The sequence below is a fragment of the Streptococcus mitis genome, from assembly GCF_003942965.1.
Lineage (GTDB): Bacteria > Bacillota > Bacilli > Lactobacillales > Streptococcaceae > Streptococcus > Streptococcus mitis_BH.
On record NZ_RJOG01000009.1, the window covers coordinates 1 to 18,457 of the forward strand.

Annotated in this window: 19 protein-coding genes; 7 read left to right on the forward strand and 12 right to left on the reverse strand. The window is 42.2% G+C overall.

The features are described 5' to 3' along the window. Positions 1 to 120: 120 nt before the first annotated feature. Entirely contained in the window at positions 121 to 897 is a 777-nt protein-coding gene (locus tag D8837_RS03900) for a ferredoxin reductase (protein WP_125456262.1), read from the forward strand. Between the two features lie 123 nt (positions 898 to 1,020). Then, positions 1,021 to 2,094, forward strand: coding sequence for a DUF2974 domain-containing protein (locus D8837_RS03905; protein WP_125456263.1), 1,074 nt, complete (start codon positions 1,021 to 1,023; stop codon positions 2,092 to 2,094). Between the two features lie 202 nt (positions 2,095 to 2,296). On the opposite strand, the gene D8837_RS03910 is transcribed toward D8837_RS03905, so the two are convergent. From D8837_RS03910 to D8837_RS03920, 3 genes are all read right to left on the reverse strand, one after another. After that, positions 2,297 to 3,316, reverse strand: a complete 1,020-nt coding sequence (locus D8837_RS03910; RefSeq protein WP_125456264.1) for a YdcF family protein — start codon at positions 3,314 to 3,316, stop codon at positions 2,297 to 2,299. A 68-nt stretch (positions 3,317 to 3,384) separates the two neighbouring features. After that, the gene (locus tag D8837_RS03915) at positions 3,385 to 3,822 is read right to left on the reverse strand and encodes an Rrf2 family transcriptional regulator (protein ID WP_001166787.1); all 438 of its coding nucleotides are present in this window, start codon (positions 3,820 to 3,822) and stop codon (positions 3,385 to 3,387) included. A 76-nt stretch (positions 3,823 to 3,898) separates the two neighbouring features. After that, positions 3,899 to 4,741: a metallophosphoesterase family protein gene (locus tag D8837_RS03920; RefSeq protein ID WP_185755661.1), complete on the reverse strand. Its 843-nt coding sequence runs from the start codon at positions 4,739 to 4,741 to the stop codon at positions 3,899 to 3,901. Positions 4,742 to 4,852: 111 nt separating this feature from the next. Between D8837_RS03920 and D8837_RS03925 the strand changes: the two genes are divergently transcribed. The 5 genes from D8837_RS03925 to D8837_RS03945 all read left to right on the forward strand — a co-directional run bounded on the left by D8837_RS03925 (position 4,853) and on the right by D8837_RS03945 (position 7,306). Then, a complete protein-coding gene (locus D8837_RS03925; protein ID WP_125456266.1) occupies positions 4,853 to 5,503 on the forward strand; it encodes a metal-dependent transcriptional regulator in 651 nt (216 codons plus the stop codon). After that, the gene (locus tag D8837_RS09720) at positions 5,484 to 5,666 is read left to right on the forward strand and encodes a hypothetical protein (protein ID WP_125456267.1); all 183 of its coding nucleotides are present in this window, start codon (positions 5,484 to 5,486) and stop codon (positions 5,664 to 5,666) included. Before D8837_RS03925 ends, D8837_RS09720 begins: the two co-directional genes overlap by 20 nt. After that, positions 5,623 to 6,330 carry a nicotinamide mononucleotide transporter gene (locus D8837_RS03935; protein ID WP_185755662.1) on the forward strand — a complete coding sequence of 236 codons (708 nt, stop codon included), beginning with the start codon at positions 5,623 to 5,625 and terminating at the stop codon, positions 6,328 to 6,330. The genes D8837_RS09720 and D8837_RS03935 overlap by 44 nt, the downstream gene beginning before the upstream one ends. Before the next feature lie 130 nt (positions 6,331 to 6,460). Further along, entirely contained in the window at positions 6,461 to 6,874 is a 414-nt protein-coding gene (locus tag D8837_RS03940; protein ID WP_070481897.1) for a hypothetical protein, read from the forward strand. An 18-nt stretch (positions 6,875 to 6,892) separates the two neighbouring features. Beyond that, a complete protein-coding gene (locus D8837_RS03945; RefSeq protein ID WP_125456268.1) occupies positions 6,893 to 7,306 on the forward strand; it encodes a hypothetical protein in 414 nt (137 codons plus the stop codon). 38 nt (positions 7,307 to 7,344) lie between these two features. Here D8837_RS03945 and dtd read toward each other — a convergent pair whose 3' ends face one another. The 9 genes from dtd to metF all read right to left on the reverse strand — a co-directional run bounded on the left by dtd (position 7,345) and on the right by metF (position 18,452). After that, the gene (dtd, locus tag D8837_RS03950; protein ID WP_125456269.1) at positions 7,345 to 7,788 is read right to left on the reverse strand and encodes a D-aminoacyl-tRNA deacylase; all 444 of its coding nucleotides are present in this window, start codon (positions 7,786 to 7,788) and stop codon (positions 7,345 to 7,347) included. Between the two features lie 29 nt (positions 7,789 to 7,817). Next, positions 7,818 to 10,040 carry a RelA/SpoT family protein gene (locus tag D8837_RS03955; RefSeq protein ID WP_125456270.1) on the reverse strand — a complete coding sequence of 741 codons (2,223 nt, stop codon included), beginning with the start codon at positions 10,038 to 10,040 and terminating at the stop codon, positions 7,818 to 7,820. A gap of 134 nt (positions 10,041 to 10,174) precedes the next feature. Next, positions 10,175 to 11,305, reverse strand: a complete 1,131-nt coding sequence (locus D8837_RS03960) for an ABC transporter ATP-binding protein (RefSeq protein WP_084923728.1) — start codon at positions 11,303 to 11,305, stop codon at positions 10,175 to 10,177. A gap of 112 nt (positions 11,306 to 11,417) precedes the next feature. Beyond that, positions 11,418 to 12,287: a helix-turn-helix domain-containing protein gene (locus D8837_RS03965; RefSeq protein WP_125456271.1), complete on the reverse strand. Its 870-nt coding sequence runs from the start codon at positions 12,285 to 12,287 to the stop codon at positions 11,418 to 11,420. Between the two features lie 3 nt (positions 12,288 to 12,290). Beyond that, positions 12,291 to 12,677 carry a Mini-ribonuclease 3 gene (locus D8837_RS03970; RefSeq protein ID WP_000567927.1) on the reverse strand — a complete coding sequence of 129 codons (387 nt, stop codon included), beginning with the start codon at positions 12,675 to 12,677 and terminating at the stop codon, positions 12,291 to 12,293. Further along, the gene (gene cysS, locus D8837_RS03975; RefSeq protein ID WP_125456272.1) at positions 12,670 to 14,013 is read right to left on the reverse strand and encodes a cysteine--tRNA ligase; all 1,344 of its coding nucleotides are present in this window, start codon (positions 14,011 to 14,013) and stop codon (positions 12,670 to 12,672) included. The genes D8837_RS03970 and cysS overlap by 8 nt, the downstream gene beginning before the upstream one ends. Positions 14,014 to 14,247: 234 nt before the next feature. Beyond that, a complete protein-coding gene (gene cysE / locus D8837_RS03985) occupies positions 14,248 to 14,865 on the reverse strand; it encodes a serine O-acetyltransferase (RefSeq protein WP_084950918.1) in 618 nt (205 codons plus the stop codon). Positions 14,866 to 14,880: 15 nt separating this feature from the next. Beyond that, entirely contained in the window at positions 14,881 to 17,094 is a 2,214-nt protein-coding gene (gene pnp, locus D8837_RS03990) for a polyribonucleotide nucleotidyltransferase (protein WP_125456273.1), read from the reverse strand. Positions 17,095 to 17,585: 491 nt separating this feature from the next. Further along, on the reverse strand, positions 17,586 to 18,452 hold the full coding sequence (gene metF / locus D8837_RS03995; protein WP_125456274.1) for a methylenetetrahydrofolate reductase [NAD(P)H]: 867 nt from the start codon (positions 18,450 to 18,452) through the stop codon (positions 17,586 to 17,588). Positions 18,453 to 18,457: the final 5 nt, after the last annotated feature.

An 18,457-nucleotide genomic window follows, 5' to 3' on the forward strand; every position in this document is an offset into this window, starting at 1 on the left:
CAACCAACTTCATTAAAGGAATACTGAAATAAAGAAATCTTTTCTTTATTTTTTGGAAATTATTGAATGAAAAAAAATATTATTCATTCATAGAAGATTACTACACTATAGGAGTTAAAAATGAAACGAGGGAAAAAAATGTTCATAATTATTCTAACTACACTTGGAGTGCTCGGCTTTATATCTTGGGGAATCATTACCTATCTTGGACGAAGTCAAACTTTATCGATAAAATCCATTGAAAATCCCAGCGGAGATTTGTATTTAGTTCACATCACAAAAACAAAAAATCAAATATGGCAAGCTGGCTCCTATGCTCAGTTTAAGCTTCCTGACAGTTCGTTTGGTCTAGACAAAAGTCCAGTAAAGGAGGATCAGGCTAGCCGATGGCTAACCCTTGCTTCCACTCCTGATGAGGATGAAATTCTTATTGTAACCCATAATAGTGGTAGCGTGTTTAAGGAAACCTTAACACATTTACCAGCTGGTAGTAAAATTGAGATGAGTTGGCTGGAGTCATCTTTATCTGTTAAAGACAATGACCAAGCACTAGTTTGTTTTGCCTCTGATGTCGGTATTTCTACTCTACGTCCAATTATGAAAGAGTGGGCTGGTAAGCGCTCCATCATTCTTAATCATTTAGACAAAGGAGTAAACATTTTTGATAATGAGTTAAAAGAGCTTAGTAAGAATAATCCGAATCTAACTTATAAAACTAGCGAAACCTTTTCTCAAAGCCAAGCATTTTTAAAAAATGCGGTTGTGAAATACGGTAACCAAGCTATTTATCTCTTAACCGGCCAACCTGATGATATAAATGAGATGAAAAATTTCTTAAAAGAGAATGGGATTGACGACAAACAGATACAAACAAGTATGTTTAGAGGTTTGAAATAAAAGCAAACTGTCTTCTATGTGTCTGAATCATACCATTATAGGTCGGTATGTAGAGAGCTCGTACAAACCAACTAGTAAATTCTATGTGATTGTGATAAGATAAATAAAAAGAAAGGAGTTCTTATGGCCAATATTTTTGATTATCTGAAAGATGTCGCACACGATTCCTTTTACGACCTTCCTTTGAATGTATTAGACATTCTAGCCTTAACAGAAATCACCTACCTCTCCTTTGATAATTTGGTCTCCACAACTCCTATGCGACTTTTAGACCTGGCACCTCAGGTTCCAAGAGAGTCTGACATGTTGACCAGCAAAAATCGCCTCCAGCTATTGGATGAGCTATCTCAACACAAGCGCTTCAAAAATTGCAAACTCTCCCATTTTATCAACGACATCGACCCTGAGCTGCAAAAGCAATTTGCAGCTATGACCTACCGCCTCACTCTCGACACCTATCTGATTGTTTTTCGAGGTACAGATGACAGTATCATTGGCTGGAAGGAAGATTTTCACCTGACCTATATGAAGGAAATTCCTGCTCAAAAGCACGCCCTCCGCTATTTAAAGAACTTTTTTGCCCAACATCCTAAGCAAAAGGTCATTCTGGCCGGGCATTCCAAGGGAGGAAATCTAGCTATCTATGCTGCTAGTCAAATTGAGCAAAGCTCGCAAAATCAGATCACAGCAGTTTATACCTTTGATGCGCCTGGTCTCCATAAAGAGCTGACACAAACTGAGGGCTATCAAAGGATAATGGAGAGAACCAAGGTCTTCATCCCACAAGGCTCCATTATCGGTATGATGCTGGAAATTCCTGCCCACCAAATCATCGTGCACAGTACTGCCTTAGGTGGTATCGCCCAGCACGATACCTTTAGTTGGCAGATTGAGGACAAGCACTTCGTCCAACTGGATAAGACCAACAGTGATAGCCAACAAGTTGACACAACCTTCAAGGAGTGGGTGGCCACAGTCCCTGACGAAGAACTCCAGCTCTACTTCGATCTCTTCTTTGGAACCATTCTTGATTCTGGTATTACTTCTATCAATGACTTGTCTTCCTTAAAGGCTATCGAACACATTCGTCATCTCTTCGTCCAAGCTCAATCCCTCACTCCAGAAGAAAGGGAAACCATGGGACGCCTCACTCAATTATTGATTGATACCCGTTACCAAGCATGGAAGAATAGATAGTACCTTTCAAAAATCAAATGTATATAAAACAAAAGACCTAGAATACATACTTTCATGTGTATTCTAAGTCTTTTTAAATAGAATCTAATAGTCAATGAGAACCAAAGAGCAAACTAGGAAGCTAGCCGCAGGTTGCTCAAAGCACAGCTTTGAGGTTGCAGATAAAGCTGACGTGGTTTGAAGAGATTTTCGAAGAGTATAACTACCAAATAATTCCTTTATAGGCTGCCAAAATGATAACTAACAGCGGGACATAAAAGGCAAGAAAGAGCCATTTCATCTTGACACAGAGCGCTACGTACTCCCGAATAAAAGCAGATGGTATGTAGTAGCCTGCCGTCCTACATCCGAGACCATCTCCCTTCATGTTTAACTTACGCGCATAGGTACTGGTACGAAAAACATGATAGTCATTTGTAACAAAGAGAAATTGAGGTTTAGCTACCAGTTTCTCACAAAGTTCCTTAGAAAAGAGAAGGTTCTCGTAGGTAGTCCTTGATTGATCCTCTAGGATAACAGCATCTTGAGGAACATCTGTCTCCGTAAGCAGATAGTTTGTAATAGCCTGCGCTTCAGAAATCTTCTCGTCTGCTCCTTGTCCACCGCTGGCAATAATTTTTATGTTAGAATTTTTAGACTTGTGGTAAGCTTCTACTGCCTTATCAATTCTCCTCTTCAGCAAAGGAGTTACCCTTTCTCCGTCTAACAAACCTGCACCGTGAATGATAATAAAATCATAATGCTTCTTCTTAGGAATAAAGAGATACAAGATAGAGTACAGAATAAAAGCCACAAAAGCAAAACCAAAAATAAAGTAAGAATAAGCAATAAATGCAAATAAAATATTTAGAAAGTGATTGGTGTAAAATAATTCATGTCGTCCTCCCAATCGAAATGACATCAAAGCAAAAAATAGCAAAATGACTATTCCAAGGAGCATGGAGAGATAATTAGCCTTTGAACGTCCCTCTCGCTTCAACAAAATGACCCCATTATAGATTAGAAAGATGCCACTTAGAAAAAGCAAAAAAGGAAGTAAAATAAAGGGAAATATAAAAAAAGCGAAATGAATCTTCTCATACCCATTTTGATAAAAAAGGTAGCCTAGATAAAAATAACTGGAAATGAGGGATAATAAGAATAATACTGGATTCCACAAACTTCTATTATCCTTCCAAAATGACACTATAAAGGCTAATACAATTCCTATAACGAGATACATTTCTTCCTCCTTTTATGAGTTCATTCTATCATAATTATCCAAAGAAAAAAAGAGGGCACCTATCCCTCTCAATCCTTCATCTGACTCTCTGCATCTGCCACGACCTGTTCTAGACTGGTCTGACCAAGTTCAGCCTCCATAGCCAGCTGGATTCTCTCCAATTTTTGATCTAAAACATCATGAATATGAGCTCCAACTGGGCAATTTGGATTTGGGTTGTCATGAAAACTGAAGAGTTGACCAGTCTTTCCAAGACACTCAACCGCTTGATAAACATCTAATAGACTAATGTCTTTGAGATCCTTGACAATCTCTGTCCCACCTGTTCCGCGCGCGACTGAAATCAGCTCTGCCTTCTTCAACTGGGACAAGGTTTTTCTGATAATGACAGGATTGACCCCGACACTAGCAGCCAGAAAATCACTGGTCACCTTGCTTTCCTTCCCCTCGAGGGCAATAATTATCAGCATATGAGTCGCAATGGTAAATCTACTTGGAATTTGCATTCTCTTCTCCTTTTTACGAGGCTACCCTGCCTCTACTCTTCTTTTTTCTATTATTATACCCTTTTTAGTTGTAATGTCAATCGTTACCACTTTTCAACCAAGCATCTAATTCCCTATCATAACCCTCTTTCTGGGCCAATTCTCTCAGAAATTCCTGATGATGAGTATGGTGGATACCATTGACCAGACTTTCATAGTAAACCTCAAAATAGGGAAGTTTGAGGTCTTTAGCTAGCTGCAATTCAGCTGCCACATCGTAGTCCACACGTCGGAAGTTCATATCTACCAAGCCCTTGTCATCAAACTCCAAAATCATATACTGGGCCCGTAAGTCCTTCCGCAACTGGGCATCTAGAAAGAAAGGTTGCCCAATCGAACCTGGATTGACAATCAATTGCCCACCAGTCCCGTAACGAAGCAACTGCTGGTGGATATGACCATAAACAGCAATATCACAAGGAGGATTGGTCACCAAGCGGTCAAAACCCTCTTGTTCTCCAGTATGAATCAACTCTCTCCCCCAGTTCTTATCAGGAAGATGGTGGCTAATTCCCACCGTCAAAGCCCCAAACTGACGATGAATCTGGAGTGGTTGATTGTGGAGCATTTCGATTTCTTCTAGGGAAATTTCCTCTAAAACATACTGGCACTGGCGCAAGAGATAGCGTTGGCTGGGACGAGTACTATCCAATTCCTTGCGGACACCATGCCACAGACTATCTTCCCAGTTTCCCAAAACTCTAGCTGTAATCGGTAGTTGAGCCAACAAGTCCAAAATCCTTCGACGCCCTGTTCCTGGCATGAGAATGTCTCCCAAAAGCCAGTATTCATCCACTCCTAGCTGCCGAGCATCTGCCAAAACAGCCTCCAAGGCGGTGGTATTTCCATGAATATCTGAAAGAAGAGCTATTTTCGTCATATCCATCTCCTCGTTTTTTCTCTTGCAATAAGTATAACATAAAAAGTCACAGCTAGAGAAATCTAGCTTTTTTTGATATACTAGATAAAGATATTAGACAAGAGGATACGAATGACCCCGAATAAAGAAGACTATCTAAAGTGTATTTATGAAATTGGCATAGACCTGCATAAAATTACCAACAAGGAAATTGCGGCTCGCATGCAAGTCTCTCCCCCTGCCGTAACTGAAATGATTAAGAGAATGAAGAGTGAAAACCTCATCCTTAAGGACAAGGAATGTGGCTATCTACTGACTGACCTCGGACTCAAACTGGTCTCTGAGCTCTATCGCAAACACCGCTTGATTGAAGTTTTTCTAGTCCATCATTTAGACTATACGAGTGACCAGATTCATGAGGAAGCTGAGGTCTTGGAACACACTGTCTCTGACCTCTTCGTGGAGAGACTGGATAAACTACTAGGATTCCCCAAGACCTGTCCCCATGGAGGCACCATTCCGGCCAAGGGAGAACTCCTAGTTGAAATCAACAACCTACCACTAGCTGACATCAAGGAAGCTGGCTCCTACCGCCTAACTCGGGTGCACGATAGTTTTGACATTCTCAATTATCTGGACAAGCACTCACTTCACATCGGTGATTCGCTCCAAGTCCAGCAGTTTGATGGCTTCAGCAATACCTTCACCATCCTCAGTAAAAACGAGGATTTACAAGTAAGTATGGACATTGCACAACAACTCTATGTCGAAAAAATCGACTAATTCCTCAAGTACCATACCAACCCTGAAAGTTTTATTTTCAGGGTTTTATTTCTATCATTTGATTTTGCTTTCATTTAGTTGTAGAATGTTTGTAAAAAACAAGAAAGATAGTTTAACCTATGAAAAAATCACTAAAAATTTTTGCTACATCCAAATGGTTTGACCTCTTCGGGGTTGCTTTGGTCGTTGGGATTGCGATTGCATCTGGTTACCTCAACTCCCGCCTCGATAAATTCGTAGACTGGGGACCATGGACAGCTCTTGTACCCTTTGGATTGATTTCCGTAACCAACGTTGGGATTTCCATGTTGTCCACTCGTTTCACAGGGAAATTAAGCAAATGGGGAAATTACTTTGGTATTGTTAATACCATTTTGTCCGGTGCTATTGATTATATCCTTGGAAATAAGGCGGCTATTATCACCTATCCCGTCACCTTCCTCATTTATACCTTTGCTATTAAGAAATGGGAAGCTTCGCAAGAAGGCAGACCCAACCAAATGAGCCAAAAACAGGTAAAATTGGCAGCCATCATCATTTCCATCATCGCCTTCCTCTTTGCCTTTGTGACCAACTATATCGGATATGGGGGCAAGATGAATCTCCTTGCCTACGTAACAACTATTGCCTTTGCACTGTCCCTCATTGCCAATGCTTTTAACGCATTGAAACTAACAACTCAGTGGGGCTTCTGGTTGATTTACAATTTCGTTCAGCTGACAAAAGCTGGTATTCAAGGAAATTTTGCCAATATCGGAAAATACATCTTTTATATCCTCAATGCAATCGGAGCTTTATTTGTCTGGAATGATGAAGAAATTAGATAATATCAGGAAACTCAAATAAAGAATACTAGCCAACTTAAGAGAATCTCCCTTCTGCTATTTTTATCATTTTACTTGTAACTCCCATTCTTTTGGAGTAGAATGAAGTTAGATAAAAGAGGGAGGTCATCTTATGAAAAAACTCTTTAGAATCCATTTTACAGCAATTGCAGTCATCGATTTGCTACTATTCGCATTTTTTAACAAAAGACCCGAGACATCTTTGGAGTGGCTCTTGCTCTCTGGTTTTATTTTCCTCCTTGCTCAAGGACTCCTGCTATTTCGCTTGGTTGTCCGACTCAAACATCAATTCGCTGAGATTTATCCTAAAATCAATAAAAAGATTCGCTTCTACTATTTAGGGATTCTCTCCATTGATTTTCTATTTTTTGTCCTCTTAGCCTTCATTAGTTCTCAGCGTTTTTACTCTCTTATGCCAATCATCACTGCTTGTCATTCTACTTTATATTATATGACGGCTGACTACCTAAGAGAACACTATCCAGATTTTTACGATAAACACATCTCTTTATGGGAGTGTCTCTAAGGAAAAGGAGGTTTTAGCATGAAAAAAATCATCTCCATCAAAACCATTCAACTCCTTATCATCGATGGAATTATGCTGGCATTTTTGACATTTAAAGAGGGGCTTACTTGGGATTGGATGTTGATTTATAGCGGTTGGCTCATTTTCTTTCATCCTGTGCTATTGACCTATCTTTCTAACCAGCTTTGTGATCACTTTAGTCAACTCTATTCCCAGATTAGACCGAGATTCTGGCGATTTGCCTTACAAATCCTTCTATGGGATAGCCTGATGATTCTCTCCTTGATATGTTTAAGTAGCATCCCACTTTTCCTTCAGGGGACACTCCTCATCCTAGGACACCTCATCCCTTCCTATCGCATAAGCCAAAGTCTGAAAAGAGATTTCCCCAAGGCCTATCAAGAACCGATGTCTTTTTGGAGTATTTTATGATAGATGAGAAAAACCAAGCCGGCTGGGCTTGGTCTTTCTTATCTATTTTTAGTATCTAGGATAATGGTAACTGGCCCGTCATTGACCAACTCAACTTGCATATCCGCTCCAAAGATACCTGTCTGAACAGGCACTTCTTGCGCTAGTTTTTGGTTGAAAACATCATAGAAGTCTGATGCCATATCCGGCTTGGCTGCACCTGTAAAGGCTGGACGATTGCCTTTCTTAGTATCCGCAAAGAGGGTAAACTGAGAAATAGAAAGGATTTCTCCTTCAATATCTTTGACAGACAGGTTCATCTTGCCTTCTGCGTCTGAAAAAATCCGCATATTGACCAGTTTTCTCACAGCATAGTCCAAATCTTCCTCTTGGTCCTCTGGTCCAACACCAACCAACAATAAGAGTCCCTGATTGATTTTTCCCTGAACCTGACCTTCGATACTCACTTGGGCTTTTTTAACCCGTTGGATAATGATTTTCATAATAGCCTTTCTAGTAAGAGCTAGGATAATTAGCCATTGGTTCGTTTGACAGAATAAACTTCTGGCACACTCTTAATCTTGTCCACGACCGTGGTCAGCGTCGAGAGATTGGCAATGCCAAAGGACACATGGATATTAGCAAACTTCATATCCTTGGTTGGTTGAGCGTTGACTGTTGAGATATTCTTGGTTGTGTTTGAAAGAACTTGCAGTACATCGTTCAAAAGCCCTGTACGATTGAGGCCATAGATATCGATATGAGCCATATACTCCTTATTTGAGCTAGAGTACTGGTCTTCCCATTCCACATCAAGGAGACGTTGCTCATAGTTTTCTTGGGCGCGCAGGTTCATACAGTCCACACGGTGAATAGCCACACCACGCCCCTTGGTAATGTAGCCGACAATATCGTCACCAGGAACAGGATTACAACACTTGGCAATCCGCACTAGAAGACCTGAAGCACCTTCAATAACCACACCACCCTCATGCTTGACTTTGAGGGTTTCTTTATTTTCAACCTTGACCTCGCCACCTTTGACAAGTTCTTCTGCCTCAGCCTTGGCCTTGGCACGTTCTTCCTCACGGCGTTCCTTTTCAGTCAGACGGTTAAAGACGGTAATAGCACCGATTTCTCCAAAACCAATGGCCGCAAAGAGGGTTTCTTCTGTCTTATAGCTGGTCTTTTGCAAAACTTGGTCCATATGACGCTTGTCCATGAATTTATTGGCTACATAGCCGTTTTCTTGGAACTGAGCCATCAGCATTTCACGACCCTTGTTGACAGACAATTCCTTATCTTGATTTTTAAAGAACTGACGAATCTTGTTACGCGCCTTGCTGGTCTTAACCATGTTGAGCCAATCACGGCTTGGCCCAAAGGAGTTGGGGTTGGTGACAATTTCAACCTGATCCCCTGTCTTGAGCTTGGTTGTCAGTGGAACCATACGGCCATTGACCTTGGCACCAGTTGCTTTTTCCCCGACCTTGGTATGGATTTCATAGGCAAAGTCAATCGGTCCTGAATCTTTTGGAAGGGAACGGACAGCTCCATCTGGGGTAAAGACGTAAATCTCCTCAGCCAAATAGTTTTCCTTAACTGAATCCACAAATTCCTTAGCATCATCAGCCTGATCTTGGAGCTCCATCATCTCCTTGATCCAGTTCATCCCAATAGCAGATTCCTTGCTGTTGACCTGCCCCTTGATGCCTTTCTTATAAGCCCAGTGAGCCGCAACCCCGTACTCAGCCACCTCGTGCATTTCCTTGGTCCGAATCTGGAATTCAATCGGCCCTTTTGGCCCATAGACAGTCGTATGGATAGACTGATAACCATTGGCCTTGCGGTTAGCGATATAGTCTTTGAAACGACCTGGCATTGGTTTCCAAAGCTCATGTACATAACCAAGCATGGCATAAACATCACTTTGGGTATCTAAAATACAGCGAATGGCAATCAGGTCATAGATTTCCTCAAAACGTTTTCTCTTATCCTGCATTTTGCGGAAAATCGAGTAAATATGCTTAGGACGACCGTAAATCTTCCCTTTCAAGTGACGATCCGTCGTATATTCCTCTAATTTTGTAACTACCTCATCCACCAAGGCTTCACGCTCTCTGCGTTTTTCCTTCATCATATGGGTAATCTTGTAAAACTCCGTTGGATTAAGATAACGGAAAGATAGGTCTTCCAATTCCCATTTAACGCTAGAAATCCCCAGACGGTGGGCAAGCGGCGCATAGATTTCCATAGTTTCTTTGGAAATACGCTCCTGCTTGTCTTTTCGAAGATGTTTCAGGGTCCGCATATTGTGTAAGCGGTCAGACAGTTTAACCAAGATAACGCGGATGTCCTCAGACATGGCCATGAGCATCTTGCGATGATTTTCAGCCAACTGCTCCTCGATTGATTTGTACTCGACCTTACCAAGCTTGGTAACCCCATCAACGATTACCCGCACGTCAGGGCCAAACTCTCTTTCCAAATCATCCAGAGTCGCTTCTGTATCTTCTACCACGTCATGCAAGAAACCACAAGCTACCGTTACAGCATCCAGCTTGAGCTTAGCTAAAATACCTGCCACTTGGATGGGGTGAATAATATAAGGCTCACCTGATTTGCGATATTGACCACTATGGCATTCCACCGCGTAGACCAAGGCCTTATGGACAAAATGGACATCCTCTTCCGTTAAATATTCTTTGGTTAAAGCGACAACTTCTTCGCCTGTTAAATTCACTTCTTTCGGCATCTCTACTCTCCAATTCTTCCTACCATTTTATCACTTTTTTAAGAATATGAAAACTAGAAAATTCCCTCTCAATCAATCCACATCTCAAAAAACACTGCCAGATTTCTCTAGCAGTGTTTTAAGTTTCTTTTATCTTAGTAAACCGTTCTTTCAGTTTCTACATCGAAGAAGTGTGCTTTGTTCAAGTCAAATCCAAGTTCAACTGTTGCACCTGTTTGCAAGTAGTCACGAGCATCAACTTTGGCAACAAATTCATCTTTACCAACTTGGCAGTAAAGGTGAGATTCTGAACCAAGCAATTCTGATACTGAGATAGTAGCTTTGACAACTGATTCTGGGAATGTTTCAAGGAAAGCAGGTTCTGCATTCACATCTTCTGGACGGATACCGAAGATCAATTCTTTACCTTCGTAGCCTTTTTCACGAAGAACTTTCAATGCTCCTTCTGGCACTTTCAAACGGAAACCGTCAGAAATAATTTCGCTACCAACCAATTTCACATTGATGAAGTTCATAGCTGGGCTTCCGATGAATCCTGCTACGAATTTGTTCACTGGGTTTTTGTAAACTTCTTGAGGAGTACCGATTTGTTCTACACGTCCGATAGTACCTGTACCAGCAGGGTTCTTAGTTGCTGACATGATAACGATACGGTCTGCAAGTGTCATCGCTTCTGTTTGGTCGTGAGTTACGTAGATAGTTGTAGCTCCAATACGACGGTGGATTTTAGCGATTTCAGCACGCATTGATACACGAAGTTTTGCATCCAAGTTTGACAAAGGCTCGTCCATCAAGAATACTTTTGCATCACGGACGATAGCACGCCCCATGGCAACACGTTGACGTTGACCACCTGAAAGGTCGGCTGGTTTGCGATCCAAGAATTCTTTTAAGCCAAGGATTGCTGCTGCTTCTTGCACACGTTTGTCGATGTCTTCTTTGCTGTATTTACGCAATTTCAAACCGAAAGCCATGTTGTCATAAACCGTCATGTGTGGGTAAAGAGCGTAGTTTTGGAATACCATGGCGATGTCACGGTCTTTTGGAGCTACATCGTTGACAACCACGCCATCGATAGATGCAGTACCTTCTGTGATGTCTTCAAGACCAGCAATCATACGAAGAGTTGTTGATTTACCACATCCTGAAGGACCTACGAAAACGATAAATTCTTTGTCTTTGATGTCCAAGTTGAAGTCTTCAACTGAGTAGTGTTCGCTGTTTGGATATTTTTTGTAAATATTTTTAAGATTCAATTCTACCATGAGGTGAACTCCTTTTGTCTTTTGATAGTTTTATTATATGTGAAAACGCTTAACTTTTCTATGGCAAGATGACCAAAAAAATAAAAAAGTTCTGTGCAACTTGCACAAAACTTTATAAAATATCTGGTAAAATCAATTGATAACACAAGGTCAGGTCGGTCAATTCCTTCAACTGAAGCCCTGTCAATTCTTCCCATTTATCAATCTTGTATTGGAGAGAATTGCGGTGCAGATAGAGTTGCTGGGCTGTTTTAGTGAGAACAGCACTATTTTCCCAAAGAGAGAGAATGATTTCCTGAATCTGATCTTGATCCAAAATCATCTGGTGCAGACATTCTTTAATGACTCTCAGGTCAACGAGTCTTTCTCCCATACTCCAAAGATAGAGCTGAGAAAAAGTATGAACACCTTGGTGACCCTGACGCCACCAAGTCTTAAACAAATCGCGCTCCGCTTTAATCAAGTCTGATAGGGCTTGATGTCCTGTCTGAGACCAAACCTGACCTAACATGATAGAGAGACGCAGTCCAAAGTCATACTCAACCGCTTCAATCGTATCACTTAAAATAGCTCGTACAGAGGTATATCTATCTTGTTGAAGCACGAAAACATAATCCTGAGCTCCGACTTGAAGCACCGTCTGACAGTTCGGAAAAAGAGTCCGCATCATATCTAGCCAAGAAGCTAGATTTTCTTGCTGAAAATAGGAAAGATGGCAATAAACCAACTGAATCTTTTTAAAAGCTTGCGGTGCCTGTCCCTTGCCCTCAACCAGATAAGAATACCAAGGATTGAGCGAACGAGCCTGCTCCTGCTGGGTCAAAAGAGAAATCAACTGCTTCTCACGCTCGCTGAGACTAGCTTCCTCCAGCAAAATCCACCGCTGAGAAGCTAAAGGGAGAGTGAGATAGCCCTCTTTCTCTACTGGTTGGTCTGAAATCTGAGCCTCAGGAAACCAGTCTTGTAATTCTTTTGCCATCATGTCCTAGCCCTCCACTTTTTGGATGCACCACGAAATCAAGCTCTCAAGACGTTCCAGATTTTCAGTCATATGGAGATAGCCCATGACTGCTTCAAAACCTGTGGACATACGGTAAGTCACCACATCAGCATTTTTGGCCTTGGTGTGACTATTGGTATTGCGACCACGTTTGTAGATTTCTTCTTCTTTTTCCGTCAGGACTTGCTCCTCTAACATAAGGGAAATCAGGCGAGCCTGAGCTTTGGCTGAGACATACTTGGTCGCCTCTTGGTGGAGTTTATTGGGCTTGGTCATACCTTTGAGGATGAGGTGACGACGAATATACATAGAATACACCGCGTCCCCCTCAAAAGCTAACGCAATCCCGTTAATGAGATTGACATCAATCACGAGTCCACCTCACTCCATCTTTGGTGTCAAGGAGCTTAATCCCTTGAGCAGCCAATTGGTCACGGATTTGGTCTGCTGTCGCAAAGTCACGATTGGCACGCGCTTCTTGGCGTTTTTGAATCAAGTCCTCAATCTCTGCATCCAAAACTTCCTCAACAAAGACAATTCCAAAGACTTCTAACATATCCGCAAGAGCTTCCTTAACACTTGCGTCATAGTTGCCGGAATTGATCCATTTGGCCATTTCAAAGACTACTGTAATACCGTTGGCAGAGTTGAAATCCTCATCCATAGCTGCTACAAACTTGTCTTTAAAAGCTTGTAACTCTTGGGCGTCCACATTTCCTGTAAATGGTTGCTCGTAAGTATTCTTCAGATACTTAAGATTAGTCTCTGCATCACGCACCGCTTTTTCCGTAAAGTTGATTGGCTTGCGGTAGTGTTGAGTCGCAAAGAAGAAACGGAGTACTTGGCCATCGAGCGTTTTGAGAGCATCATGAACAGTGATAAAGTTCCCCAAGGACTTGGACATCTTGACATTGTCAATATTGACAAAGCCATTGTGCATCCAGTAGTTGGCAAAAGTCTTACCTGTTTTGGCTTCTGACTGGGCAATTTCATTGGTGTGATGCGGAAACTCCAGATCGGCTCCACCACCGTGGATATCAATGGTATCTCCCAAAATCTCTGTCGACATGACTGAACACTCGATGTGCCAGCCCGGACGACCAGGTCCCCAAGGACTGTCCCAAGAAATCTCGCCTGATTTGGCAGATTTCCAGAGGGCAAAGTCTACAGGATTTTCCTTACGAGCTGTTTCTTCATCGGTACGACCTGAAGCACCTAGCTCCAAATCTTCCAAGGTTTTATTGGCCAACTTGGCATAGTTATGAGATTTTTCCACACGGAAATAGACATCTCCTTGGCTCTCATAAGCAAAGCCTTTTTCAATCAAATCTTCCACAAAGCGGATAATGTCAGCCATAAACTCCACCACACGAGGATGGCGGGTCGCAGGTTTGACGCCCAAGGCCGTCACATCCTCACGAAAGGCAGCGATGTACTTGTCCGCAACCTCCTGAGGCGTGATACCTTCTTCCTTGGCACGGTTGATAATCTTATCATCCACATCCGTAAAATTGGAAATATAGGCAACCTCATACCCACGATACTCAAAATAACGACGAATCGTATCAAAAGCTACCGTCGAACGGGCATTCCCCACGTGGATATAGTTATACACGGTTGGCCCACAAACATACATCTTGACTTTTCCGTCCTCAATCGGGACAAATTCTCGCAAATCACGAGACATAGTGTCATAGATTTTAATCATAAATCATAGTCAGGAAAACTAAAATCCAAGAACTGTTAGTTTCATCACTAAGAGTTCAATTGATTTTCAGTCCGAATATCTCTACACTTCGGAATCCCTTGCTCCTTTCTAAAAAGTAAAAGAAGAATCAAATAAATGCAAGAAAAGGGCTGATAGTCGCCCTTTTACTTTACGACCTACTCAGTCGAATATCATCTTTTAAAAAATGTTAATAGATAAAAGAATCATCATAAATTATAGCCCCGACGATCTGTGACTGGCATCTTTAGCCTGCTCGAGTTTATTGACGTAGTACTCTCGTTTTTCTTCGACTTCGTGAATGACCGGCTCATCCTTCTTACCATGAACACGGACAATCTTAGCAGGAATACCGACAACCGTCACATCACTAGGTACGTCTGCCACAACAACTGCTGCTGCACCGACCTTAGCATTTTCGCCGATTTCTACAGGACCAATGACTTGGGCATGTGCTGATATAAGGGCACCCTGACGAACGGTCGGATGGCGTTTGCCACAGTCTTTCCCTGTTCCCCCAAGAGTCACCCCATGATAGAGGAGAACTCCCGTCTCAACAATAGCCGTCTCTCCAATCACCAGACCCGAACCATGGTCGATAAAGACACCTGAATCAATCTGGGCACCTGGATGAATCTCAATCTGAGTCCAAAAGCGCCAGAACTGACTGTGCATACGAGCCAGTAGTTTGAAGCCATGCTTCCAGAGAAAATGCGAGAGACGGTGGGCCGCCAAGGCCTTGACACCTGGATAAGTCAGCAAAACCTCCAAAGTGGTGCGGGCCGCTGGATCATTTTCTTTTACGATATCAATGGTTTCGCGCCACCATCCCATACATTTCTCCTTTTCTTATTCTGAATCTTTTGGTGTTTCTGTAAATTCTTTCTTAGGTTTGTGATCCTTGTGATAACGTGGGCGATGAGGTCTCTCAGACTTTTCGCCTTTTTCATCACGTTCAGGTTTTGGAGGACGAGGAAGAAGGGCTTTCATAGAAGCATCCACACGTCCTTTTTCATCAATCTTGATAACCTTAACATCAACTTCATCCCCGATTGCTACCAAGTCTTCGACATTATTGGTACGCGTCCAAGCCATCTCAGAGATATGAACAAGGGCATCTGTCTTATCAAAGAGGTTGACAAAGGCACCAAATTTCTCGATACGAACGACTTTAGCACGGTAAACTTCATCCACTTTGGCTTCACGGACCAAACCAGCAATAATCTCTTTAGCACGATTAATGGCATCTTGATCGCTAGAGTAGATAGACACATTTCCTTCTTCATCGATATCAATCTTAACGCCTGTTTCAGCGATAATCTTGTCAATGGTTTCTCCACCCTTACCGATGACAATCTTAATCTTGTCCACATCAATCTTGATGGTATCAATTTTCGGAGCAGTTGGAGCCAATTCTGGACGAACTTCTGGAATGGTTGCTTCAATCACATCAAGAATTTCAAAACGCGCTTTCTTAGCTTGGGCAAGAGCCTCAGTCAAGATTTCTGCAGTAATCCCTTGAATCTTGATATCCATTTGAAGGGCTGTAATCCCGTCACGAGTACCTGCAACCTTAAAGTCCATATCTCCAAAGTGGTCTTCCAAACCTTGGATATCTGTCAAGACTGTGTAATTATTTCCATCTGAGATAAGTCCCATAGCAATACCAGCTACTGGCGCCTTGATTGGCACACCACCAGCCATAAGAGCAAGAGTTCCCGCACAGATAGAGGCCTGAGATGAAGAACCGTTTGATTCCAAGACCTCCGCAACCAAACGGATAGCATATGGGAATTCTTCCAAACTTGGCAAGACTTGAGCAAGGGCGCGCTCACCAAGGGCACCATGACCAATCTCACGACGACCTGGCGCACCGTAACGACCTGTTTCCCCTACAGAATATTGAGGGAAGTTATAGTGGTGCATAAAGCGTTTCTTGTACTCTGGATCCAAACCATCAATGATTTGAGTTTCACCCATCGGAGCCAAGGTCAAGACTGAAAGAGCCTGAGTTTGCCCACGAGTAAAGAGACCAGAGCCGTGCACACGAGGAAGGAAGTCAACAACCGCATCCAAAGGACGGATTTCATCGACCTTACGACCGTCAGGACGAACCTTATCTTCTGTAATCAAACGGCGCACTTCAGCGTGTTCCATTTGTTCCAAAATTTCAGCCACATCACGCATGATACGGTCAAATTCTTCGTGGTCTGCATATTTTTCTTCGTAAACGGCAGTAACTTGGTCCTTAACTGCTTGAGTTGCAGCTTCACGAGCCAATTTTTCTTCTACTTGAACTGCCTTTTGGAGGTCGCTGTTGTAGGCTGCAATGATTTCAGCTTGTAAGTCAGCGTCCACATGAAGCAATTCTACTTCAGCCTTTTCCTTACCGACTGCTGCAACGATTTCTTCTTGGAAGGCAATCAATTCTTTGACTGCTTCGTGCCCTTTAAGGAGCGCTTCCAACATGATTTCTTCTGACAATTCTTTGGCACCAGATTCTACCATGTTGATGGCATGTTTGGTACCAGCTACTGTCAATTCAAGGAGAGATTGCTCTGCTTGTTCTTGACTTGGGTTGATGATGATTTGACCATCCACATAGCCAACCTGTACCCCAGCAATTGGTCCGTCAAATGGAATGTCTGAGATAGAAAGCGCTAAAGAAGAACCAAACATAGCTGCCATTGGTGCAGAGGCATTTTCATCGTAAGAAAGAACTGTATTGATGACTTGGACTTCGTTACGGAAACCTTCCGCAAACATTGGTCGGATTGGACGGTCAATCAAACGCGCTGTCAAAGTCGCATCTGTTGAAGGACGTCCTTCACGTTTCATAAAGCCACCAGGAAACTTCCCAGCCGCATACATTTTTTCTTCGTAGTTGACTTGAAGTGGGAAGAAATCCCCAGTCACCATTTTCTTAGACATAACTGCTGCAGTCAAGACAGTTGACTCACCGTAACGTACAACAACAGAGCCATTTGCTTGCTTAGCAACCTGACCAGTCTCTACAATTAACTCACGACCCGCAAAAGTCGTTTGAAACACTTGTTTTGTCATTTTAATCCCCTTTGGATTGATGAAATTATACGCCTTGCCTACAAAGATCAAGATACCAAGGACGTCAAAAGCAAAGTAAAAATAGGAAACTGACGAAGTCTTCGATGAAGACAAGACAGTTTATCTTTTTTACACAGCTTTTCGGCCGGGTTCAGTTTTCAAGATACAAATCATTAGAAAGATTTGATACTAAAGTATCTAAATCTTTCACGCTAATCGCTATCAGGCGATTAGCTAAATGCTTTACTAACTCTCTCGTCAAATAATATCGATTTGACTCGTTCGTGTCGCTCTTCCTACCGTTAGTCATGAGAAAGGTTTGATGCTAAAGCATCTAAGACTCTCAGTTTAAATGCATTATTTTTTTAATACCCTCATCTTTGTATCAAGTACGTACAGAGTCTATTTTATCATATTTTTCTTAAAAAGTGCGGTCTTTACCATTAAAAAGGAACCATTCCCCTCACTTGAGAAGAATGGTTTGCTTTTTATTATCCTAGGGACTGGTGATTAAACAAAGCATGTGTTGCTTGGTGGATGTATTTTGCTGTTTCTGCATTGTTCATAGTGTAGAGATGCACACCGGCAACATCCTGAGTTACCAAGTCCACGATTTGGTCCACCGCATAGGCAAGTCCTGCTGCTCTGAGCGACTCAGGGTCATGCTCATACTTGTCTAAAATGGCTTTGAATTTACGTGGAAGATGGATATTCTCACAAGTCTTCAAGAGACGGAGAGCCTGATTTCGATTCAGAATTGGCATAATCCCTGCATGAATAGGAACATCAATCCCAGCCAAGATACACTTGTCTTGGAAATCATAGAAGCGCTCATTGTCAAAGAAAAGCTGAGTTACAAGGCTTGAACAGCCTGCATCCACTTTCTTCTTAAGATTTTGAATATCTGAAATCTGATTTGGTGAATCTGGATGACCTTCTGGATAACAAGCACCGACAATATCAAAGTGAGGGGCTTGTTCCTTGATGAACTCGATCAAGTCAGTTGCGTAGCGGAAATCCTTTTGTGGTTCCACATCTGGAATAATATCCCCACGAAGAGCTAAGATTTTCTGCACCCCAACCTTGTCCAAGTCAGCAATAGTTTCAGCCACCTTGTCCTTAGTCAAATAGATGGCTGGCAAGTGAGCAATAGTCGGAATCGCCAAGTCATTTTGGATAAAGTCAGCCAAACGAACCGTCGTTTCCTTGATATTAAATTTATTATTGCTGGCAGTTACACTGATAAAGTGAGGAGCCAACTCCTGCATGTCCTGCAAGGATGAAATAATTTTATCATTACCCACTGCTGGGTTTGGAGGGAACACTTCAAATGAGAGTGACGGTGTTTGGCGTGACATAGTCC

Coding starts and splice junctions, on each gene's coding strand:
- dtd (WP_125456269.1), bottom strand. CDS start 7,788: ATGAAAATCATTATCCAACGGGTTAAAAAAGCCCAAGTGAGTATCGAA.
- metF (WP_125456274.1), bottom strand. CDS start 18,452: ATGTCACGCCAAACACCGTCACTCTCATTTGAAGTGTTCCCTCCAAAC.
- D8837_RS03925 (WP_125456266.1), top strand. CDS start 4,853: ATGACCCCGAATAAAGAAGACTATCTAAAGTGTATTTATGAAATTGGC.
- cysS (WP_125456272.1), bottom strand. CDS start 14,013: ATGATTAAAATCTATGACACTATGTCTCGTGATTTGCGAGAATTTGTC.
- D8837_RS03920 (WP_185755661.1), bottom strand. CDS start 4,741: ATGACGAAAATAGCTCTTCTTTCAGATATTCATGGAAATACCACCGCC.
- D8837_RS09720 (WP_125456267.1), top strand. CDS start 5,484: ATGTCGAAAAAATCGACTAATTCCTCAAGTACCATACCAACCCTGAAA.
- D8837_RS03915 (WP_001166787.1), bottom strand. CDS start 3,822: ATGCAAATTCCAAGTAGATTTACCATTGCGACTCATATGCTGATAATT.
- D8837_RS03935 (WP_185755662.1), top strand. CDS start 5,623: ATGAAAAAATCACTAAAAATTTTTGCTACATCCAAATGGTTTGACCTC.
- D8837_RS03965 (WP_125456271.1), bottom strand. CDS start 12,287: ATGATGGCAAAAGAATTACAAGACTGGTTTCCTGAGGCTCAGATTTCA.
- pnp (WP_125456273.1), bottom strand. CDS start 17,094: ATGACAAAACAAGTGTTTCAAACGACTTTTGCGGGTCGTGAGTTAATT.
- D8837_RS03945 (WP_125456268.1), top strand. CDS start 6,893: ATGAAAAAAATCATCTCCATCAAAACCATTCAACTCCTTATCATCGAT.
- D8837_RS03900 (WP_125456262.1), top strand. CDS start 121: ATGAAACGAGGGAAAAAAATGTTCATAATTATTCTAACTACACTTGGA.
- cysE (WP_084950918.1), bottom strand. CDS start 14,865: ATGGGATGGTGGCGCGAAACCATTGATATCGTAAAAGAAAATGATCCA.
- D8837_RS03910 (WP_125456264.1), bottom strand. CDS start 3,316: ATGTATCTCGTTATAGGAATTGTATTAGCCTTTATAGTGTCATTTTGG.
- D8837_RS03905 (WP_125456263.1), top strand. CDS start 1,021: ATGGCCAATATTTTTGATTATCTGAAAGATGTCGCACACGATTCCTTT.
- D8837_RS03960 (WP_084923728.1), bottom strand. CDS start 11,305: ATGGTAGAATTGAATCTTAAAAATATTTACAAAAAATATCCAAACAGC.
- D8837_RS03955 (WP_125456270.1), bottom strand. CDS start 10,040: ATGCCGAAAGAAGTGAATTTAACAGGCGAAGAAGTTGTCGCTTTAACC.
- D8837_RS03940 (WP_070481897.1), top strand. CDS start 6,461: ATGAAAAAACTCTTTAGAATCCATTTTACAGCAATTGCAGTCATCGAT.